Below are 15065 nucleotides of genomic sequence, written 5' to 3' on the forward strand. Positions count from 1 at the left end.
GCGCTGGACACCGCGGTGAAGAAGTCGATCGACTCCGGCGTCTCGTACACCGTCGCGGCCGGCGGCAGCAACACCGACCCCGCGAACTCGTCGCCGCAACGGGTTTCGCAGGCGATCTGCGTAGGTGCGTTGACGCAGAACGACACCAAGGCGTCGTCGTCCAACTACGGGCCCCTGGTGGACATCTGGGCGGCCGGCGTCAGCATCCCGTCCGCCTGGAACACCAGTGACACGGCCACCGCGACGCTCAGCGGGTCGTCCATGGCGTCCCCGCACGCGGCCGGTGTCGCGGCGCGGTTCCTGGAGGTCAACCGCACGGCCACGCCCGCTCAGGTGGAAAACGCGGTGGTTAGCACGGGAACTCCCGGCACGCCACCCGTCACTCGTATCCTCTACTGGCCGCCATCTCTGTGAAGCGTGAAATGTCCGTCAATTCCACGGCGTCTTAATCCGTAGGACACCCTTGGCAGGAACCGGATCCATCCATAGCGTCGAAAGCGCATCGTTCCCCTGCACAAGAACGGAATGCACATCATGACGCGAAAGATCCGGTTCCTCGCCGGCGCGGGCGCGGCGAGCCTCGCCCTCTCGGTTCTGATGGTTCCCAACGCTTACGCCGCCGAGGGCGAGGTCCTCTCCCTCAACGCGCCCGAGAAGGTCGCCGGCAGCTTCATCGTGAAGCTGAAGGAGGGCAAGGGCAACTCGCACTCCCTCGCCTCCCGCTTCGGCGCCAAGGTCGAGCGCGACTACACCAGCTTCGGCGGCTTCAACGTGAAGCTGACGGAGAAGCAGGCCAAGCGCCTGGCCGCCGACCCGTCGGTCGAGTTCGTCGAGGCCGACCAGGTCGTGCACGTGCAGGCGACGCAGGCGAACCCGCCGTCGTGGGGTCTCGACCGCATCGACCAGCGCAACCTGCCGCTCGACAGCTCCTACAGCTACACCTCGACCGGATCCGGCGTGACGGCGTACGTCATCGACACCGGTGTGCGCATCAGCCACTCCACGTTCGGCGGCCGCGCCACCAACGGCCGCGACTTCGTCGACAACGACAACGTCGCGCAGGACGGCAACGGCCACGGCACGCACGTCGCCGGCACCATCGCGGGCTCGCAGTACGGTGTCGCGAAGAACGCCAAGATCGTCGCCGTCCGCGTCCTCGACAACAGCGGCTCCGGCACCCTCGCCGGTGTGGCCGCCGGCATCGACTGGGTCGGCAACAACGCCGTCAAGCCCGCCGTCGCCAACATGTCGCTCGGCGGCAGCTCCAACGCCACCCTCGACACCGCCACGCGCAACGCCATCGCCAAGGGCGTGACCTTCGCGGTCGCGGCCGGCAACTCGAACGCCAACGCCTCGACCTTCTCCCCGGCCCGCGTGACCGAGGCGATCACCGTGGGCGCCACCGAGCGCACCGACGCCCGCGCGTCCTACTCGAACTACGGTTCCGTGCTGGACATCTTCGCGCCGGGCTCGTCGATCACGTCGGCGTGGAACACCTCCGACTCGGCCACCAACACCATCTCGGGCACGTCGATGGCCACCCCGCACGTCGCAGGCGCCGCGGCGCGCTACCTCTCCACCAACCCGTCGGCGACGCCGGCCCAGGTCGCTTCGTACCTGGTCGCGCAGTCGACGGCGTCCAAGGTGACGAACCCGGGCTCGGGTTCGCCGAACCGCCTGCTGTACCTCGCGCCCTCCGCGTGAGCTGAGTTCCGGGGAAGGGCCGCGACCGGGGTCGCGGCCCTTTTCCTATGCTCGGGTCCGTGGTGGACGGTTTCAAGAGCATCGACTGGTACCGGTTGCGCAGTCACGACGGGTACGGCGACGACCTGCCCCGGTTGCTGCGGCAGGCGCGGACCTCCGTCGAACCGCACGAGGAGCTGGTACGGCACCTGAGCGGCGGCGAGTCCGAGGTCAGCGAGGCGACCGCGGCGGCCTGGCCGTTCCTGCTGGAGCTGGTCGCCCACGACAACACCCCCAGCCGCGAGTGGCTGCTGGAGAACCTGTGCGGCGCCATCGCGGTCGCCGGGGGCAGCGGCTCCGCCGACGTGGACCCGAGCTGGCCGCCCGCCTGGGAGGCCTCGAAGCCGGCGATGATCGCCCTGCTGGACCACGGTTCCGCGGCGGTGCGGCGGGGCGTGCTGTTCCTGCTGGGCAAGGGGCTCGGAGACAGCGCGCCCGTCCTGCCCGCCCTGTCCGCGCGGTGGGAGGAGGAGACCGACCCGGCCACGCGGCTGTGCCTGGTGCTCGTCGCGACGGAGTTCGCCGGGCGGGGCGACGAGGCCGCGACCGGGTGGCTGCGGGAGCTGGCGGTGCCCGGCGGCGAGCCGCAGGCGCGGCTGCTCGTGTCCGCGGCGACGAGGCCGGACGCCGGCGTCATCCTGCGCGGGCTGACCGGTGACCTGGAGCTGTTCCTCGCCACCGGGTCGTACGAGATGGGCTACGACGAGGTGCTGGAGCACGTGCTCTGGCTCGTGGGGCCGAAGGACTTCGAGGGCATCGACCTCGTGCTGGCGCTGGTGGACGTGCTGCCGTGGCGCACGGAGGCGCTCGACTACCTGCGGCGGCTGTTCGAACGCGACACTACGGACGTGGGCCTGGTCGTGCCGTACGTGCCGGTGTGGGCGGCCGACCCGGACGTCCGGCTGCGGGCCTTCGCGGTGTGGCTGGTCGGCGTCGCGAGGGCCCGCGAGTACCGGGACCTCGTCGCCGAGAGGGTGCACGACCACGCCGTGACGTCGCTGGGGCAGAAGGTCTCGACGCTGGCCGCGTCGGTGCTGCTGGACCTGGGGTGAGGCAGGTGCTGGAAGGCCTGGACGACGTCGCGTGGCACTCGGTCGACCACGCCTACGGTCCCGCGCTGGACACGCCCGGTCACGTGCGGGCGTTGCTGTCCGGCGACCCCGAGGTGGTCGCGCGGGCCGTCACCGACCTCGACCGGACCCTCCACGAGGAGGGCGGGTTCGTGTGCGGGGCCGCCACCGCGGCGCTGCCGTTCCTGGTCGAGGTGCTGCCGTCGCTCGCGCCGCGACCGCGGGCTCTGCTGCTGGAGCTGCTCCACCGCATCGCGCGGTGGGGGGACGCCGAGCAGGTCGACCACGGCTGGCCCGCGGCGTGGGCGAAGGCGGAACCGGTGCTCGGAAGGTCGTTCCCGGGGCCGGAAAGCCCTGCTTGAAAAACTGTCGGTGCCTCCAGCTAGCCTTGACGGCAAAGCTGACTTCGTCTACAAGGAGCCACCACCGTGTTGCGCACGCACGAGGCCGGGTCACTCCGGGCCGAGCACGCCGGGCAGTCCGTCACCCTCACCGGGTGGGTCGCCCGCCGGCGGGATCACGGCGGTGTCATCTTCATCGACCTGCGCGACGCCTCCGGCGTGGCCCAGGTCGTGTTCCGCGAGGGCGAGATGGCCGAGCGCGCGCACCGGCTGCGCAGCGAGTACGTCATCAAGGTCACCGGTGAGGTGAGCAAGCGCCCCGAGGGCAGCGAGAACCCCGACCTCGCCACCGGCGCCATCGAGGTCTACGTGTCCGACCTCGAGGTGCTCAACGAGGCGGCGCCGCTGCCGTTCCAGGTCGAGGCCGAGGGCGAGATCGGCGAGGAGGCGCGGCTGCGGCACCGCTACCTCGACCTGCGCCGCTCCGGCCCCGCCAAGGCCATCCGGCTGCGCAGCGAGGTCAGCCGCATCGCCCGCGAGGTGCTGCACGGCGAGAAGTTCGTCGAGGTCGAGACGCCGACCCTGACCCGCTCCACGCCCGAGGGCGCGCGCGACTTCCTGGTGCCGGCCCGCCTGCGCCCCGGCTCCTGGTACGCGCTGCCGCAGTCGCCGCAGCTGTTCAAGCAGCTGCTCATGGTCGGTGGCCTGGAGCGCTACTACCAGATCGCGCGCTGCTACCGCGACGAGGACTTCCGCGCCGACCGCCAGCCGGAGTTCACCCAGCTCGACGTCGAGATGAGCTTCGTCGAGCAGGACGACGTCATCGCGCTCACCGAGAAGCTCCTCGCCGCGATCTGGAAGGAGACCAAGGACGTCGAGCTGCCGCTGCCGTTCCGCCGCATCTCCTACGCGGACGCGATGGCGAAGTACGGCTCCGACAAGCCGGACCTGCGCTTCGACGTCGAGCTCACCGAGCTGACCGAGTACTTCAAGGACACGACGTTCCGCGTGTTCCAGGCGCCGTACGTCGGCGCCGTCGTCATGCCGGGCGGCGCGTCGCAGCCCCGCCGCACGCTCGACGGGTGGCAGGAGTTCGCCAAGCAGCGCGGCCACAAGGGCCTCGCCTACGTCCTCGTCGCCGAGGACGGCACGCTCGGCGGCCCGGTCGCGAAGAACCTCACCGACGCCGAGCGCGACGGTCTCGCCAAGGCCGTCGGCGCCAACGCCGGCGACTGCATCTTCTTCGCCGCGGGCGACCCGCGCGACGCGCGCGCGCTGCTCGGTGCCGCCCGCGTCGAGATCGCGCACCGCGTCGGCCTGGTCGACGAGAACGCCTGGGCGTTCGCGTGGGTCGTCGACTTCCCGATGTTCGAGTCGGTCGACAAGCTCGACTCCGGCGACGTCGCGGTCGGCGGCGGCAAGTGGACCGCCCTGCACCACGCGTTCACCTCGCCGACGCCGGAGTGGGTCGACCGGTTCGAGGAGGACCCGGGCAACGCCCTGGCCTACGCCTACGACGTGATCCTCAACGGCAACGAGCTGGGCGGCGGCTCCATCCGTATCCACCGCGCCGACGTGCAGCAGCGCGCGTTCAACGTGATGGGCATCGGTGCCGAGGAGGCGCAGGAGAAGTTCGGCTTCCTGCTCGACGCGTTCAAGTTCGGCGCCCCGCCCCACGGCGGCATCGCCCTGGGCTGGGACCGCCTCTGCATGCTGCTCGCGGGCGTCGACTCGATCCGCGAGGTCATCGCGTTCCCGAAGTCCGGCGGCGGCTACGACCCGCTGACCGCGGCCCCGGCGCCGATCACCGCCCAGCAGCGCAAGGAAGCCGGCGTCGACGCCAAGCCCGACCAGAAGCAGTAGTGCTTCGCGTACGGGTGGTCTGTCCTTCGGACCAGACCGACGCGGTGCTGTCGATCCTCCGCGACCACGCGGGAGCCACCCACCTGGTGCTCCTGCGTGGCGCGGCGGTGCAGCCCGAGGGTGACCTGGTCACCGCCGACGTGGCGCGCGAGGCCGTCGACGAGGTCGTCAGCGCCCTGTGCGAGCTGCACGTCGACCACACCGGTGGCGTCACCATCGAGACGATCGACACCTCGCTGTCCGACGCCGCCGACCGCGCGGAGGAGAGCGCGCCCGGCGAGGGCTCCGACGTGATCGTCTGGGAGGAGCTGATCGCGAAGTCGGGGGAGGAGTCCCGGCCGAGCGTCACCTTCCAGGCGTTCCTCACCATCGCCTGCCTGCTGGCGGCGGTCGGCGTCGCGACGAACTCGCCGGTCACGATCGTCGGCGCGATGGTCGTCGGGCCCGAGTTCGGGCCACTGGCCGCGATCGCCGTCGGCCTCGTCGCGAAGCGGTGGGACCTGGTCAGGCAGGCGCTGCTCGCCCTGGCGGTCGGGTTTCCGCTGGCCATGGTGGTCACGTCGCTGCTGACCTGGGTGGGCGAGCTCGGCGGCCTGTTCGACCGGGACGCGCTGATCAACGGCCACGAGGTCGACTTCATCTACCAGTTCGGGCCGTTCTCGCTGATCGTGGCGCTGCTGGCGGGCGCGGCGGGCATGCTCTCGATGACGTCGGCCAAGTCCGCGGCGCTCGTCGGCGTGTTCATCTCGGTCACCACCGTCCCCGCCGCCGGGTACGCCGCGCTGGCCGCGGTTCTCGGAGTGTGGGACAGGGTGGGGCCCGCGGTCGCTCAACTGGGCATCAACTTGATCGGTATTGTCGCCGCGGCCGCGTTCGTGTTGTTGATCCGCAGGCGCCGGGCAACGGATGGTGTTTCCACACGTCCACTGTCCAGGGGATGATCAACGCGTATCCGCGGGCGGTGTCAGCCGTTGTCCACGGGTGGTGGTGGTCGCGGCCCGGCCGCATTAGCGTCGGTCCGGCTCGCGAACTTGGGGAGTAGGGTCGGAGGGGATGAGCGTGGAGATCACCGCGGGCCCTCCCGACACGACTTCACCTGAGATAGCCGACGCTGTCGGGGCGGCGGAGCGGGTACTGACCAGGAGAATGGGCGCCAGGGTGCGTCTCGCGGACCCCGAGGCTCTCGGGGGTACCGGTCGTTCCGTCGTCATCCGCGTGAGAGTGGCGTCCTCGCCGTTCTCCATGCCCAGGACGCTGGTCGTGAAGCGGTACCCGGAGGCCAGCGGCGACCGCGACCCGTGGGCGCACGAGGCCGTCAGCCACCAGCTGCTGACCGCGCTGCCGGCGGAGGAGCGCGCCACCCCGGAGCTCTTCGCGCACGACGCCACGTCGCGTCTGGTGGTGCTGGAGGACCTGGGCCGTGCGCCGCGGCTGTCCGAGAAGCTGCACGCCAAGGACGCCCGCGCCGCCGAACGAGGCCTGCTCTCGTGGGCGCACGCCATGGGCCGCCTGCACGCCACCACGGCGGGCCGTGACGCCGACTTCGACGCACTGATGCGCCGCGCCGGTGCGCAGTGCTGCCAGGACCCGATCGCGGTCGACGTGCACGCGGCCGTCGCGGGCTTACCGGCGCTGCTGGAGTCCACGCTGGGCATCGAGACGTCCTCGCAGGCCGCCGAGTTCGCGGCCGGGGCGACGCGGGCGTTCAGCACCTCGCGGCGGCGCGCGTTCAGCCCGTCGACGTCGTGCCCGGACAACCACCTGGTCACCTCGCGCGGCGTCCGGTTCGTCGACTTCGAGGGCGGCTGCGTCCGCGACATCGTGTTCGACGCGGCCGCGCTGCGCGTGCCGTTCCCGTCCTGCTGGTGCGGGTGGGGCCTGCCGCCGGGCATGTCCGAGGCCATGGTCGCCGCCTGGCGCGCCGAGGTCGGGGCGGTGTGGCCCGAGATGGACGACGACGCGGTGCTCTTACCGCGGCTGCTGGAGGCCCAGCTGCTGTGGGTGTGGCTCGCGACGTGGCGGGCGCTGTCCAAGCCCATGCCGAACGTCGACGACGCGCCGCCGCGCAGCGTCGTGCTGACCGGGCGCTGGGTCCGGCTGCGGGCCGACGCGCTGGTCCTGGGCGAGAAGTCGGTCGCCTCCCACGCGGACGCCGTGATCGGCGCGCTGGCCGACCGCTACGGCTCCGAGGTGCTCGAACTCCCGCTTTACCCAGCATTTCGCTGAACCGTTCCCGCGCGGTCATTCCCGGCTCACCGGGCGCGCCGATGCTGAACCGCGTGCTGGTGCTACTCGGTGACTCGACAGCGGTCGGGATCGGCGACCTCGTGCCCGGCGGCTGGCGCGGCTTCGGCCCGATCCTCTCGGCCGCGTTCGAGGACAACGGCTACCGCAACCACGCGGTGTCCGGTGCGCGGCTGGCCGACGTCCGGCGCACGCAGCTGCCGCGGGCGCTGGCGGACCGGCCCACCGCGGCCGTCGTCGTCGCGGGCGTCAACGACACGCTGCGGTCGGACTTCTCGGCGCGGCGGATGCACGAGGACCTCGACCACGTGTGCGGCGCGCTGACGGCCGCCGGCGTCTCCGTGGTCACCGTCCGGTTCCACGACCAGGGGCGGGTGTTCAAGCTGCCCGGCCGGCTGCGGCGGGTGCTGAAGCACCGCATCGACGAGTACAACCGCGTGGTCGACGTCGTCGTGGCACGGCACGGGGTCCGGTGCGTCGACCTGCACGCGGTGCCCGGCGCGTACGAGCTGGAGACGTGGGCGGTCGACCGGCTGCACCCGTCCGAACGCGGTCACCGGATGCTGGCGCGGGCGTTCGCGGCCGAGCTGCGCGCGCTCGGGCACACCGTCGGCGACGTCAGCCTGGAGTGCTCCGGCGGGCGCGAGCTGACGGTGTGGCACCACGTGGCCTGGTTGGTGCTCAAGGGGATTCCGTGGCTGTGCCGCCGGGGTGCGGACCTGGTGCCGTTGCTGTGGAACGACGAGGCGCCGGCCGAGGTGTTCCCGGCCGGCGCGGGGCCGGTGCCGGGGGACGTGCTGCCCGCCGACACCGGCCTGCTCTGATCCTCAGCCGCCCAGGTCGTAGAGCGTCTGACCGCCGACGGTCGTGGCCTGGAACGTCGCCGCGACCCACTCGGCGATCCCGCTGTCGCCGCCGCGGCCGCCGCCACCTCCGCCACCGGAGACGAAGTACCGGATCCTGCCGTCCGCGACGAGCGCCTTGAACTCGTCGAGCGTGGGCGCGGGGTCGCTGCCGTTCCAGCCGCCGATCGCGATCACCGGCCGCCCGGACGCCAGCTGCAACGACGCGGCGCCCTGCGCGCCGACCGTCGCGGCCGCCCACTCGGTGTCGGTGGCCTTGAGCAGCTGCACGACCTCCGTCGACGAACCGCCCTCGCGCATGCCCATGCCCATGCCCTGCTGGGCCCTGGGGCCGGACAACGGGATCGAGCCGCTGTGCGGGACGGCCGCGGTCGCCAGCGCGTAGCCGGAGGTGCCCAGCAGCGCCGCCGCGACCAGCACGCCCACGAGCCACCTCCGGCCGGAGCCGAACAGCAGCGCGCCCACCGCCACCGCGGTCACGGCCAGCAGGACCCAGCGCAGCCACGGCGTCCAGTCCGGGGTGCGGTCGAGCAGGATGAAGCCCCACACGCCGGTCGCCGCGACCATCGCCGTCAACGCCACGCGCACCGGGAAGTGCGCCCGTCCGCGCCACAGCTCCCGTCCGGTGATGCCGGCGAGCGCGGCGATCGCGGGTGCCAGCGCGACGGTGTAGTAGGGGTGCGTGATGCCGCTCATGAAGCTGAACACCGCACCGGTCACCAGGACCCAGCCGCCCCAGACGACCAGCGCCGCACGGGTGCGGTTCGTCCGCGGCGCCTGCCGCAGGAACCACAGCCCGGCGCCGAGGCCGATCAGCGCGGCGGGCAGCAGCCAGGAGATCTCCTGGCCCATGCTGGCGCCGAACAGCCGGCCGACGCCGGTCTCGCCGCCGAAGCCGATGTTCCCGTTGCCGCCCATGCCACCGCCGCCGGGTCCGCCGCCGGAGCCGCCGAAGATCCGGCCGAGGCCGTTGTAGCCGATCGCCAGCTCCCACAACGAGTCGTTGGTCGACCCGCCGATGTACGGGCGGCTGTCCGCCGGCCACAGCTCGACGAGCGCGATGAACCACCCGGCCGACACGACGACCGCGGCACCGGCGCCGAGCAGGTGCAGCAGGCGCTTCGGCACCGACGTCGGCGCGGCGACGAGGTAGGCGAGCGCCAGCGCGGGCAGCACCAGGAAGCCCTGCAGCATCTTGGTGAGGAACGCGAACCCGACCGCGACGCCCGCGAGCGCCAGCCACGCCGGGCTCGCCTTCTCCAGCGCCCGCACCGTGCAGTAGGCGGCCGCGACCATCAGCAGCACCAGCAGCGCGTCCGGCAGGTTGAACCGGAACATCAGCGTGGCCACCGGCGTCAGCGCGAACGCCGCTCCGGCGAACAACGCCGCCAGGGGACCGGACGTGCGCTTCACCGTGGCGTACAACAACCCCACGGCCGCGACGCCTTCGAGGGCCTGCGGGGCGAGCACTGTCCAGCTGGAGAACCCGAACGCCTTCGCGAACAGCCCGCTCACCCACAGGAACGCGGGCGGCTTGTCGACGGTGATCGTGTTGCCGGGGTCGAGCGAGCCGAACAGCAGCGCCTTCCAGCTCTGCGACGCGGCCTGCGTCGCCGCCGCGTAGAAGTCGTTGCCCCAGCCGGTGGCGGTGAGGTTCCACAGGTACAGCACGGCCGTCGCGGCCAGCAGGCCCAGGAAGGCGATGCGGTGCGCGGTCTTCGGGTTCCGGCTCGGCGGCGGTGTCGGTGCGGCGACGGGCGCGGGGGCGAGTGTGGCGGTCATGCCGGGACCCTTTCCAGTTCGGCGGCGGGCAGAGCCCTCGGTGTGCGGCGGCGCATCCGCGCGATGCCGCGCAGGTCGGCCAGGGCGGTGGAGACGATGTCGACGCGGGAGTCCGGGTCGTCCACCCAGTCGACGGGGACCTCGTGGATGCGCAGGCCCGCGCGTTCGGCGAGCACGAGCAGCTCGGTGTCGAAGAACCAGGCGGTGTCCTCGACCAGCGGCAGCAGGCGGTGTGCGGCGCGCGTGTGGATCGCCTTGAACCCGCACTGCGCGTCGGTGAAGTGCGTGGCCAGGGTGGCGTGCAGCAACACGTTGTAGCAGCGGGAGATCACCTCGCGCTTCAGGCCGCGGACGACGCGTGCGCCGTGCGCGAGCCTGCTGCCGATGGCGAGGTCGGAGTGCCCGGACAGCAGCGGCGCGACCAGCGGCGCCAACGCCCGCAGGTCCGTCGAGAGGTCGACGTCCATGTACGCCAGCACTTCCGCGTCCGACACCGACCAGACCTCTTTGAGAGCGCCACCCCGGCCCTTGCGCGGGAGGTGGACCGCCCGCACCCGGTCGTGCTCGCGCGTCAGGTCCTGCGCGACCTCCCAGGTGCGGTCGGTGCTGGCGTTGTCCGCGACGGTGATCCGGAACGAGTGCGGGAACAGCGCGGGGAGCTCGGTGACCAGCCGGTCGACGCACCTCGGCAGGTCGCGTTCCTCGTTGTACACCGGGATCACCACGTCGAGAGTGGTCATGACGCGTCCAATGCGTAGAGGGTGGTACCGCTGACGGTGGTCGCGGTGTGGTTCGCGGCGACCCACTCGGCGATCCGGTGGGCCGCGTCGCTGCCGGTCTCGCCCTGCATCATCCGGCCGGCGGCGACGAAGTAGTGGATCTGTCCATTCCGGACCATCTGCTGGAACTGCTCCAGCGTCGGCGCGGGGTCGGTGCCGTTGAACCCGCCCAGCGCCATCACCGGTTGCCCGCTGGCGAGCTGGAGCCCGGCGGCGTTGTTGGAGCCGACGGTCGCGGCGGCCCACTTGTAGCTGCTCGCGTTGTCCTGCAACAGGGTCACGACCTCGGCGTCGGGGAGCGTGGTGTCGAGCAGGCCGCCACCACCACCGCCGCCCATGCCCATCCGCCCGGTCGACGGGCCCGCGACCGGCAGCGCGCCGGTGTGCGGGGTGGTGACGGTCGCGAACGAGTAGGTGGTCGGGCCGAGCAGCGCCGCGACCAGCGCGACCGGGATGGCCCACCGCATCGACAGCACCAGCCCGACCGCCGCGATCAGCCCCGCCATCAGCACGAGCAGCGCGACGGGCGTGGAGAACCCGTTGATCAGCACGTAGCACTGCAGCGCGCTCAACGCGACGGAACCCGAGAGCACCGCCGCCGCGACGGGTTCGTGGCGGCGTTCCCAGAGCTGCGTGGTGGCGATGCCGATGACGGCGGCGATCGCGGGCGCCAGCGCCACGGTGTAGTAGGAGTGGATGATCCCGTTCATGAAGCTGAAGACCCCGGCGGTGACGACGAGCCAGCCGCCCCACAGCGCCAGTGCCGTGCGGGCGCGACCGGTCGTCAGCCACAGTCCCGCGACCAGCAGCACCACCGCGGCCGGCAGCAGCCACGCGATCTGACTGCCCATCTCCGCGCCCAGCAGGCGGGCCCAGCCCGGCGAGCCCCAGCCGCGGCCGCCGCCGACGCTGCCGACCTCGTCACCGGTGAGCCGGCCGAAACCGTTGTAGCCCAGCGTCAGCTCCAGCACGCTGTTCGTCTGCGAGCCGCCGATGAACGGCCGGTCCGGCGTCAGCTCGACGGCCGCGATCCACCAGCCGCCCGCCACCACCATCGCGCCGAACGCGCCGGCCAGGTGCAGCACCCGCCTGCCGAGCGGCGCCGGGGCGGCCAGCAGGTAGACGAGACCGAACGCGGGAAGCACCAGGAACGCCTGCAGCATCTTGGTGAGGAAGCCGAACCCGACCGCGACCCCGGCCAGCATCAGCCAGTACGGGCTTGCGTTCTCGGCCGCGCGGGTCACGCAGTACGCACCCGCGACGAGCAGCAGGACCAGCAGCGCGTCCGGGTTGTTGAAGCGGAACATCAGCACCGCGACCGGTGTCAGCGCCAGCACCGCGCCGGAGATCAGCGCGGCGGCGGGGGAGAACCAGCGGCGGACCGTCGCGTGCAGCAGCCACACGCTGCCCACGCCCATCAACGCCTGCGGCACCAGGATGCTCCACGCGTTCACGCCGAACAGCCGCGCGGACAGCCCCATCACCCACAGCGAGGCGGGCGTCTTGTCCACGGTGATCGCGTTCGAGGCGTCCGAGGAGCCGAAGAACCACGCCTTCCAGCTCGTCGCACCGGCCTGCGCGGCGGCCGAGTAGTAGGCGTTCGCCCAGCCCGAGTCCCCCAGCCGCCACAGGTACAGCGCGCCGGTCGCGATCAGCAGGGCCGCCAGCGCCAGGCGTTCTCGTCTCATGCGACGAGAGTCGCGGCCTAGCCTGGGTGGGTCGTGTGCCCCTGCTGTGAACGACCTGTGTGCGCCGCCCTGCGCAGCGAGACCGTGAACGTGGTGTGACCCGGCCGGCTCGCCACGGACACCTCGCCGTCGTGCGCGCCGACCACGGCCGCCACGATCGAGAGCCCCAGCCCGGTGCTGCCCGCCGCCCGCGACCGCGACGAGTCGCCGCGCGCGAACCGTTCGAAGACCTCCAGGCCCTCGGGGACGCCGGGCCCGTCGTCGGTGACGGTCAGGTCGACGCGTCCGTTGTGGACGGACAGGCCGGTCGTCACCGTGGTGCCCGGCGGGGTGTGCGCGCGGGCGTTGGACAGCAGGTTGCCAATGACCTGGTGCAGCCGTTGCACGTCACCGGGGACCACCACGGGGTCCTGCGGCAGCGCGAGCCGCCAGCTGTGGTCGGGACCGGCGATGCGGGCGTCGCCGACCACGTCCAGCACCAGCCGCGACAGGTCCACGTCCGCGCTCTCCAGCGGGCGGCCCGCGTCGAGCCTCGCCAGCAGCAGCAGGTCCTCCACCAGCGACGTCATCCGCACCGCCTCGGACTCCACCCGGCCCATCGCGTGGGTGACCGCGGGCGGCAGGTCCTCGCCGGTGCGGCGGGTCAGCTCCGCGTAGCCGCGGATCGCGGCGAGAGGGGTCCTGAGCTCGTGCGAGGCGTCGGCGACGAACTGGCGGACCCTCGTCTCGCTGTCGTGCCGCGCCTTCAGCGCCTCGTCGACGTGGCCGAGCATCTTGTTGAGCGCGAGACCGACCTTGCCGACCTCCGTGGCCGGGTCGGTGTCCTCCTCCGGCACGCGCTCGGCGAGCGCGACCTCGCCCTCGTGCAACGGCAGCTCCGACACGCGGGTCGCGGTCTCGGCGACGCGGTCGAGCGGCACGAGCGCCCGCCGCACCACCACCCTGCCCGCCAGTGCGACCGCCGCCGCACCCGCGACGATGAGCCCCGCGAGGATCCACACCATCTGCCACACGATGTCCGTGACGGGCTGCAGCGACAGGCCCTTGATCCCCATCCGGTCGGTGACCACGCGGAACTCGCCCGCCTCGCCGAGGTCGACCGTGTGCAGGCTCGACGGCGCGGCCTCCAGGGCCGCGATCTCGTCGTCGGTGAGCAGGCGCGGCTGCTGCGACCCCGGCAGCTCGATCGTGCCGCGGACCGTGCCGTCCTGCTGGATCCGCGCGTTGATGCCCGGCGGGCCGTACGGCGAGCCGGGCGGCGCCGGCCGCAGCGTCGTGACCTCGCGGTCGAGGTTGCTCATCAGGAACGCGTGCAGCGCGAGCACCGACACGCCGCCGATCACCAGGCACAGCGCCGTGAGCAGGACGATCTGACCGGAGACGAGCTGCGCCCGCAGCGTTCTGGGGCGCAGCGTCCTAGGACGCGGGCTTGAGGACATAGCCCGCGCCCCGCATCGTGTGGATCATCGGTGTGCGCCCGGCGTCGATCTTCTTGCGCAGGTAGGAGATGTAGAGCTCGACGATGTTGGCCTGGCCGCCGAAGTCGTAGCTCCACACGCGGTCCAGGATCTGCGCCTTGCTCAGCACCCGCTTCGGGTTGCGCATCAGGTAGCGCAGCAGCTCGAACTCCGTCGCCGTCAGGTCGATCGACGTGCCGCCGCGGTCGACCTCGCGCGTCTCCTCGTTGAGCGACAGGTCGCCGACGACCAGCCGCGTGCCCGCGTCCGCGTCGGTCACGCCGGTGCGCCGCAGCAGCGCGCGCAACCGCAGCACGACCTCCTCCAGCGAGAACGGCTTGGTCACGTAGTCGTCGCCGCCCGCGGTGAGCCCGGCGATGCGGTCCTCCACCGCGTCCTTCGCCGTGAGGAACAGCACGGGCAGGACCGGCGACTCGGCGCGCATCTTGCGCAGCACCTCGAACCCGTCGAAGTCGGGCAGCATCACGTCGAGCACCACGACGTCCGGGCGGAACTCGCGCGCCGTCCTCACCGCGGTCTGGCCGTCGAGGGCCGTGCGCACGTCCCACTTCTCCATGCGCAGCGCCATCGTCATGAGCTCGGCCAGAGTGGACTCGTCGTCGACCACGAGCACCCGCACCGGCTGCCCGTCGGGCCTGCGGAGTTCGGTCTTCATCGCGCGCATGGCTCCCATCGTGAGTGCCGATCCTGTGTACCAGCTGTGAGCGGGTCCCACAGCTGGAGCCTGGGCCAGGCACAGGTTCAGCACAGCCGGCGCCGCCACGGTGGCTCCCATGACCGAGCAACAGCCCCCGGAGTGGGGCGCACCCCAGGCTTCACCCGACCCCGCGGCCCGCCCGGCGTGGACCGTGAAGAAGACGGTGGCCGCCGTGGCCATCGCCGTCGGCATCGCCGCCGCCGGAGGCGTCGCGATCTACGCGGCCAGCGGCACGAACCAGCAGACCGGCGCCGGCGGCATGGGACCCGGCGGCATGGGCGGCGCCCCGCCGGACGGCATGGGCGGCGGCATGCGCGGCGGCTTCGGGTTCGGCACGGAGACCCACGGCGAGTTCCAGAGCGGCGAGGTGACCGCCATCAGCGACACCTCCATCGAGGTGAAGTCCACCGACGGCTACACGAAGACCTACGTGATCGACGCCGAGACCGTGGCCGAAGGTGTCGAGAAAGGCGACACCGTGACCGTGATCGCCACCACCGAGGACGGCAAGTCCGTC

Annotated in this window: 14 protein-coding genes; 9 read left to right on the top strand and 5 right to left on the bottom strand. The window is 72.1% G+C overall.

What is annotated here, in order from left to right; all coding sequences use genetic code 11:
• From VF330_RS32195 to VF330_RS32230, 8 genes are all read left to right on the top strand, one after another.
• Positions 1–414, top strand: a 414-nt coding sequence (locus tag VF330_RS32195; RefSeq protein WP_330855472.1) for a S8 family serine peptidase, incomplete at its 5' end; no start/stop codon positions are given.
• A 120-nt stretch (positions 415–534) separates the two neighbouring features.
• On the top strand, positions 535–1704 hold the full coding sequence (locus VF330_RS32200; protein ID WP_330855473.1) for a S8 family peptidase: 1170 nt from the start codon (positions 535–537) through the stop codon (positions 1702–1704).
• Between the two features lie 59 nt (positions 1705–1763).
• Entirely contained in the window at positions 1764–2795 is a 1032-nt protein-coding gene (locus tag VF330_RS32205) for a hypothetical protein (RefSeq protein ID WP_330855474.1), read from the top strand.
• Between the two features lie 5 nt (positions 2796–2800).
• A complete protein-coding gene (locus tag VF330_RS32210) occupies positions 2801–3175 on the top strand; it encodes a hypothetical protein (protein WP_330855475.1) in 375 nt (124 codons plus the stop codon).
• A gap of 66 nt (positions 3176–3241) precedes the next feature.
• On the top strand, positions 3242–5017 hold the full coding sequence (gene aspS / locus VF330_RS32215; RefSeq protein WP_330855476.1) for an aspartate--tRNA ligase: 1776 nt from the start codon (positions 3242–3244) through the stop codon (positions 5015–5017).
• Positions 5017–5958 (top strand): DUF389 domain-containing protein, encoded by a 942-nt coding sequence (locus VF330_RS32220; protein WP_330855477.1) that lies wholly within the window; start codon positions 5017–5019, stop codon positions 5956–5958. The genes aspS and VF330_RS32220 overlap by 1 nt, the downstream gene beginning before the upstream one ends.
• Before the next feature lie 274 nt (positions 5959–6232).
• Positions 6233–7243, top strand: coding sequence for a hypothetical protein (locus VF330_RS32225; RefSeq protein ID WP_330855478.1), 1011 nt, complete (start codon positions 6233–6235; stop codon positions 7241–7243).
• A gap of 53 nt (positions 7244–7296) precedes the next feature.
• A complete protein-coding gene (locus VF330_RS32230; RefSeq protein WP_330855479.1) occupies positions 7297–8085 on the top strand; it encodes an SGNH/GDSL hydrolase family protein in 789 nt (262 codons plus the stop codon).
• Positions 8086–8088: 3 nt separating this feature from the next.
• Here VF330_RS32230 and VF330_RS32235 read toward each other — a convergent pair whose 3' ends face one another.
• The 5 genes from VF330_RS32235 to VF330_RS32255 are packed head-to-tail and all read right to left on the bottom strand — an operon-like array spanning position 8089 to position 14515.
• Positions 8089–9906 (bottom strand): glycosyltransferase family 39 protein, encoded by a 1818-nt coding sequence (locus tag VF330_RS32235; protein WP_330855480.1) that lies wholly within the window; start codon positions 9904–9906, stop codon positions 8089–8091.
• A complete protein-coding gene (locus VF330_RS32240; protein ID WP_414675505.1) occupies positions 9903–10646 on the bottom strand; it encodes a dolichyl-phosphate beta-glucosyltransferase in 744 nt (247 codons plus the stop codon). The genes VF330_RS32235 and VF330_RS32240 overlap by 4 nt, the downstream gene beginning before the upstream one ends.
• Complete coding sequence (locus VF330_RS32245; RefSeq protein ID WP_330855481.1) at positions 10643–12373, bottom strand: ArnT family glycosyltransferase; 1731 nt, start codon at positions 12371–12373, stop codon at positions 10643–10645. The genes VF330_RS32240 and VF330_RS32245 overlap by 4 nt, the downstream gene beginning before the upstream one ends.
• 17 nt (positions 12374–12390) lie before the next feature.
• Complete coding sequence (locus VF330_RS32250) at positions 12391–13812, bottom strand: HAMP domain-containing sensor histidine kinase (protein WP_330855482.1); 1422 nt, start codon at positions 13810–13812, stop codon at positions 12391–12393.
• On the bottom strand, positions 13790–14515 hold the full coding sequence (locus VF330_RS32255; RefSeq protein ID WP_330855483.1) for a response regulator transcription factor: 726 nt from the start codon (positions 14513–14515) through the stop codon (positions 13790–13792). The genes VF330_RS32250 and VF330_RS32255 overlap by 23 nt, the downstream gene beginning before the upstream one ends.
• Before the next feature lie 109 nt (positions 14516–14624).
• Here VF330_RS32255 and VF330_RS32260 point away from each other — a divergent pair.
• Positions 14625–15065: hypothetical protein (locus VF330_RS32260; RefSeq protein ID WP_330855484.1), on the top strand; the 441-nt coding region annotated here is incomplete at its 3' end.

Origin of the sequence: Lentzea sp., from assembly GCF_036380075.1 — a bacterium.
Classification (GTDB): domain Bacteria; phylum Actinomycetota; class Actinomycetes; order Mycobacteriales; family Pseudonocardiaceae; genus Lentzea.

Bases quoted from the DNA above. Each gene is read 5' to 3' on its own strand.
- VF330_RS32200 (WP_330855473.1), top strand. From the start codon at position 535: ATGACGCGAAAGATCCGGTTCCTCGCCGGCGCGGGCGCGGCGAGCCTC.
- VF330_RS32235 (WP_330855480.1), bottom strand. From the start codon at position 9,906: ATGACCGCCACACTCGCCCCCGCGCCCGTCGCCGCACCGACACCGCCG.
- VF330_RS32240 (WP_414675505.1), bottom strand. From the start codon at position 10,646: ATGACCACTCTCGACGTGGTGATCCCGGTGTACAACGAGGAACGCGAC.
- VF330_RS32245 (WP_330855481.1), bottom strand. From the start codon at position 12,373: ATGAGACGAGAACGCCTGGCGCTGGCGGCCCTGCTGATCGCGACCGGC.
- VF330_RS32250 (WP_330855482.1), bottom strand. From the start codon at position 13,812: ATGTCCTCAAGCCCGCGTCCTAGGACGCTGCGCCCCAGAACGCTGCGG.
- VF330_RS32255 (WP_330855483.1), bottom strand. From the start codon at position 14,515: ATGCGCGCGATGAAGACCGAACTCCGCAGGCCCGACGGGCAGCCGGTG.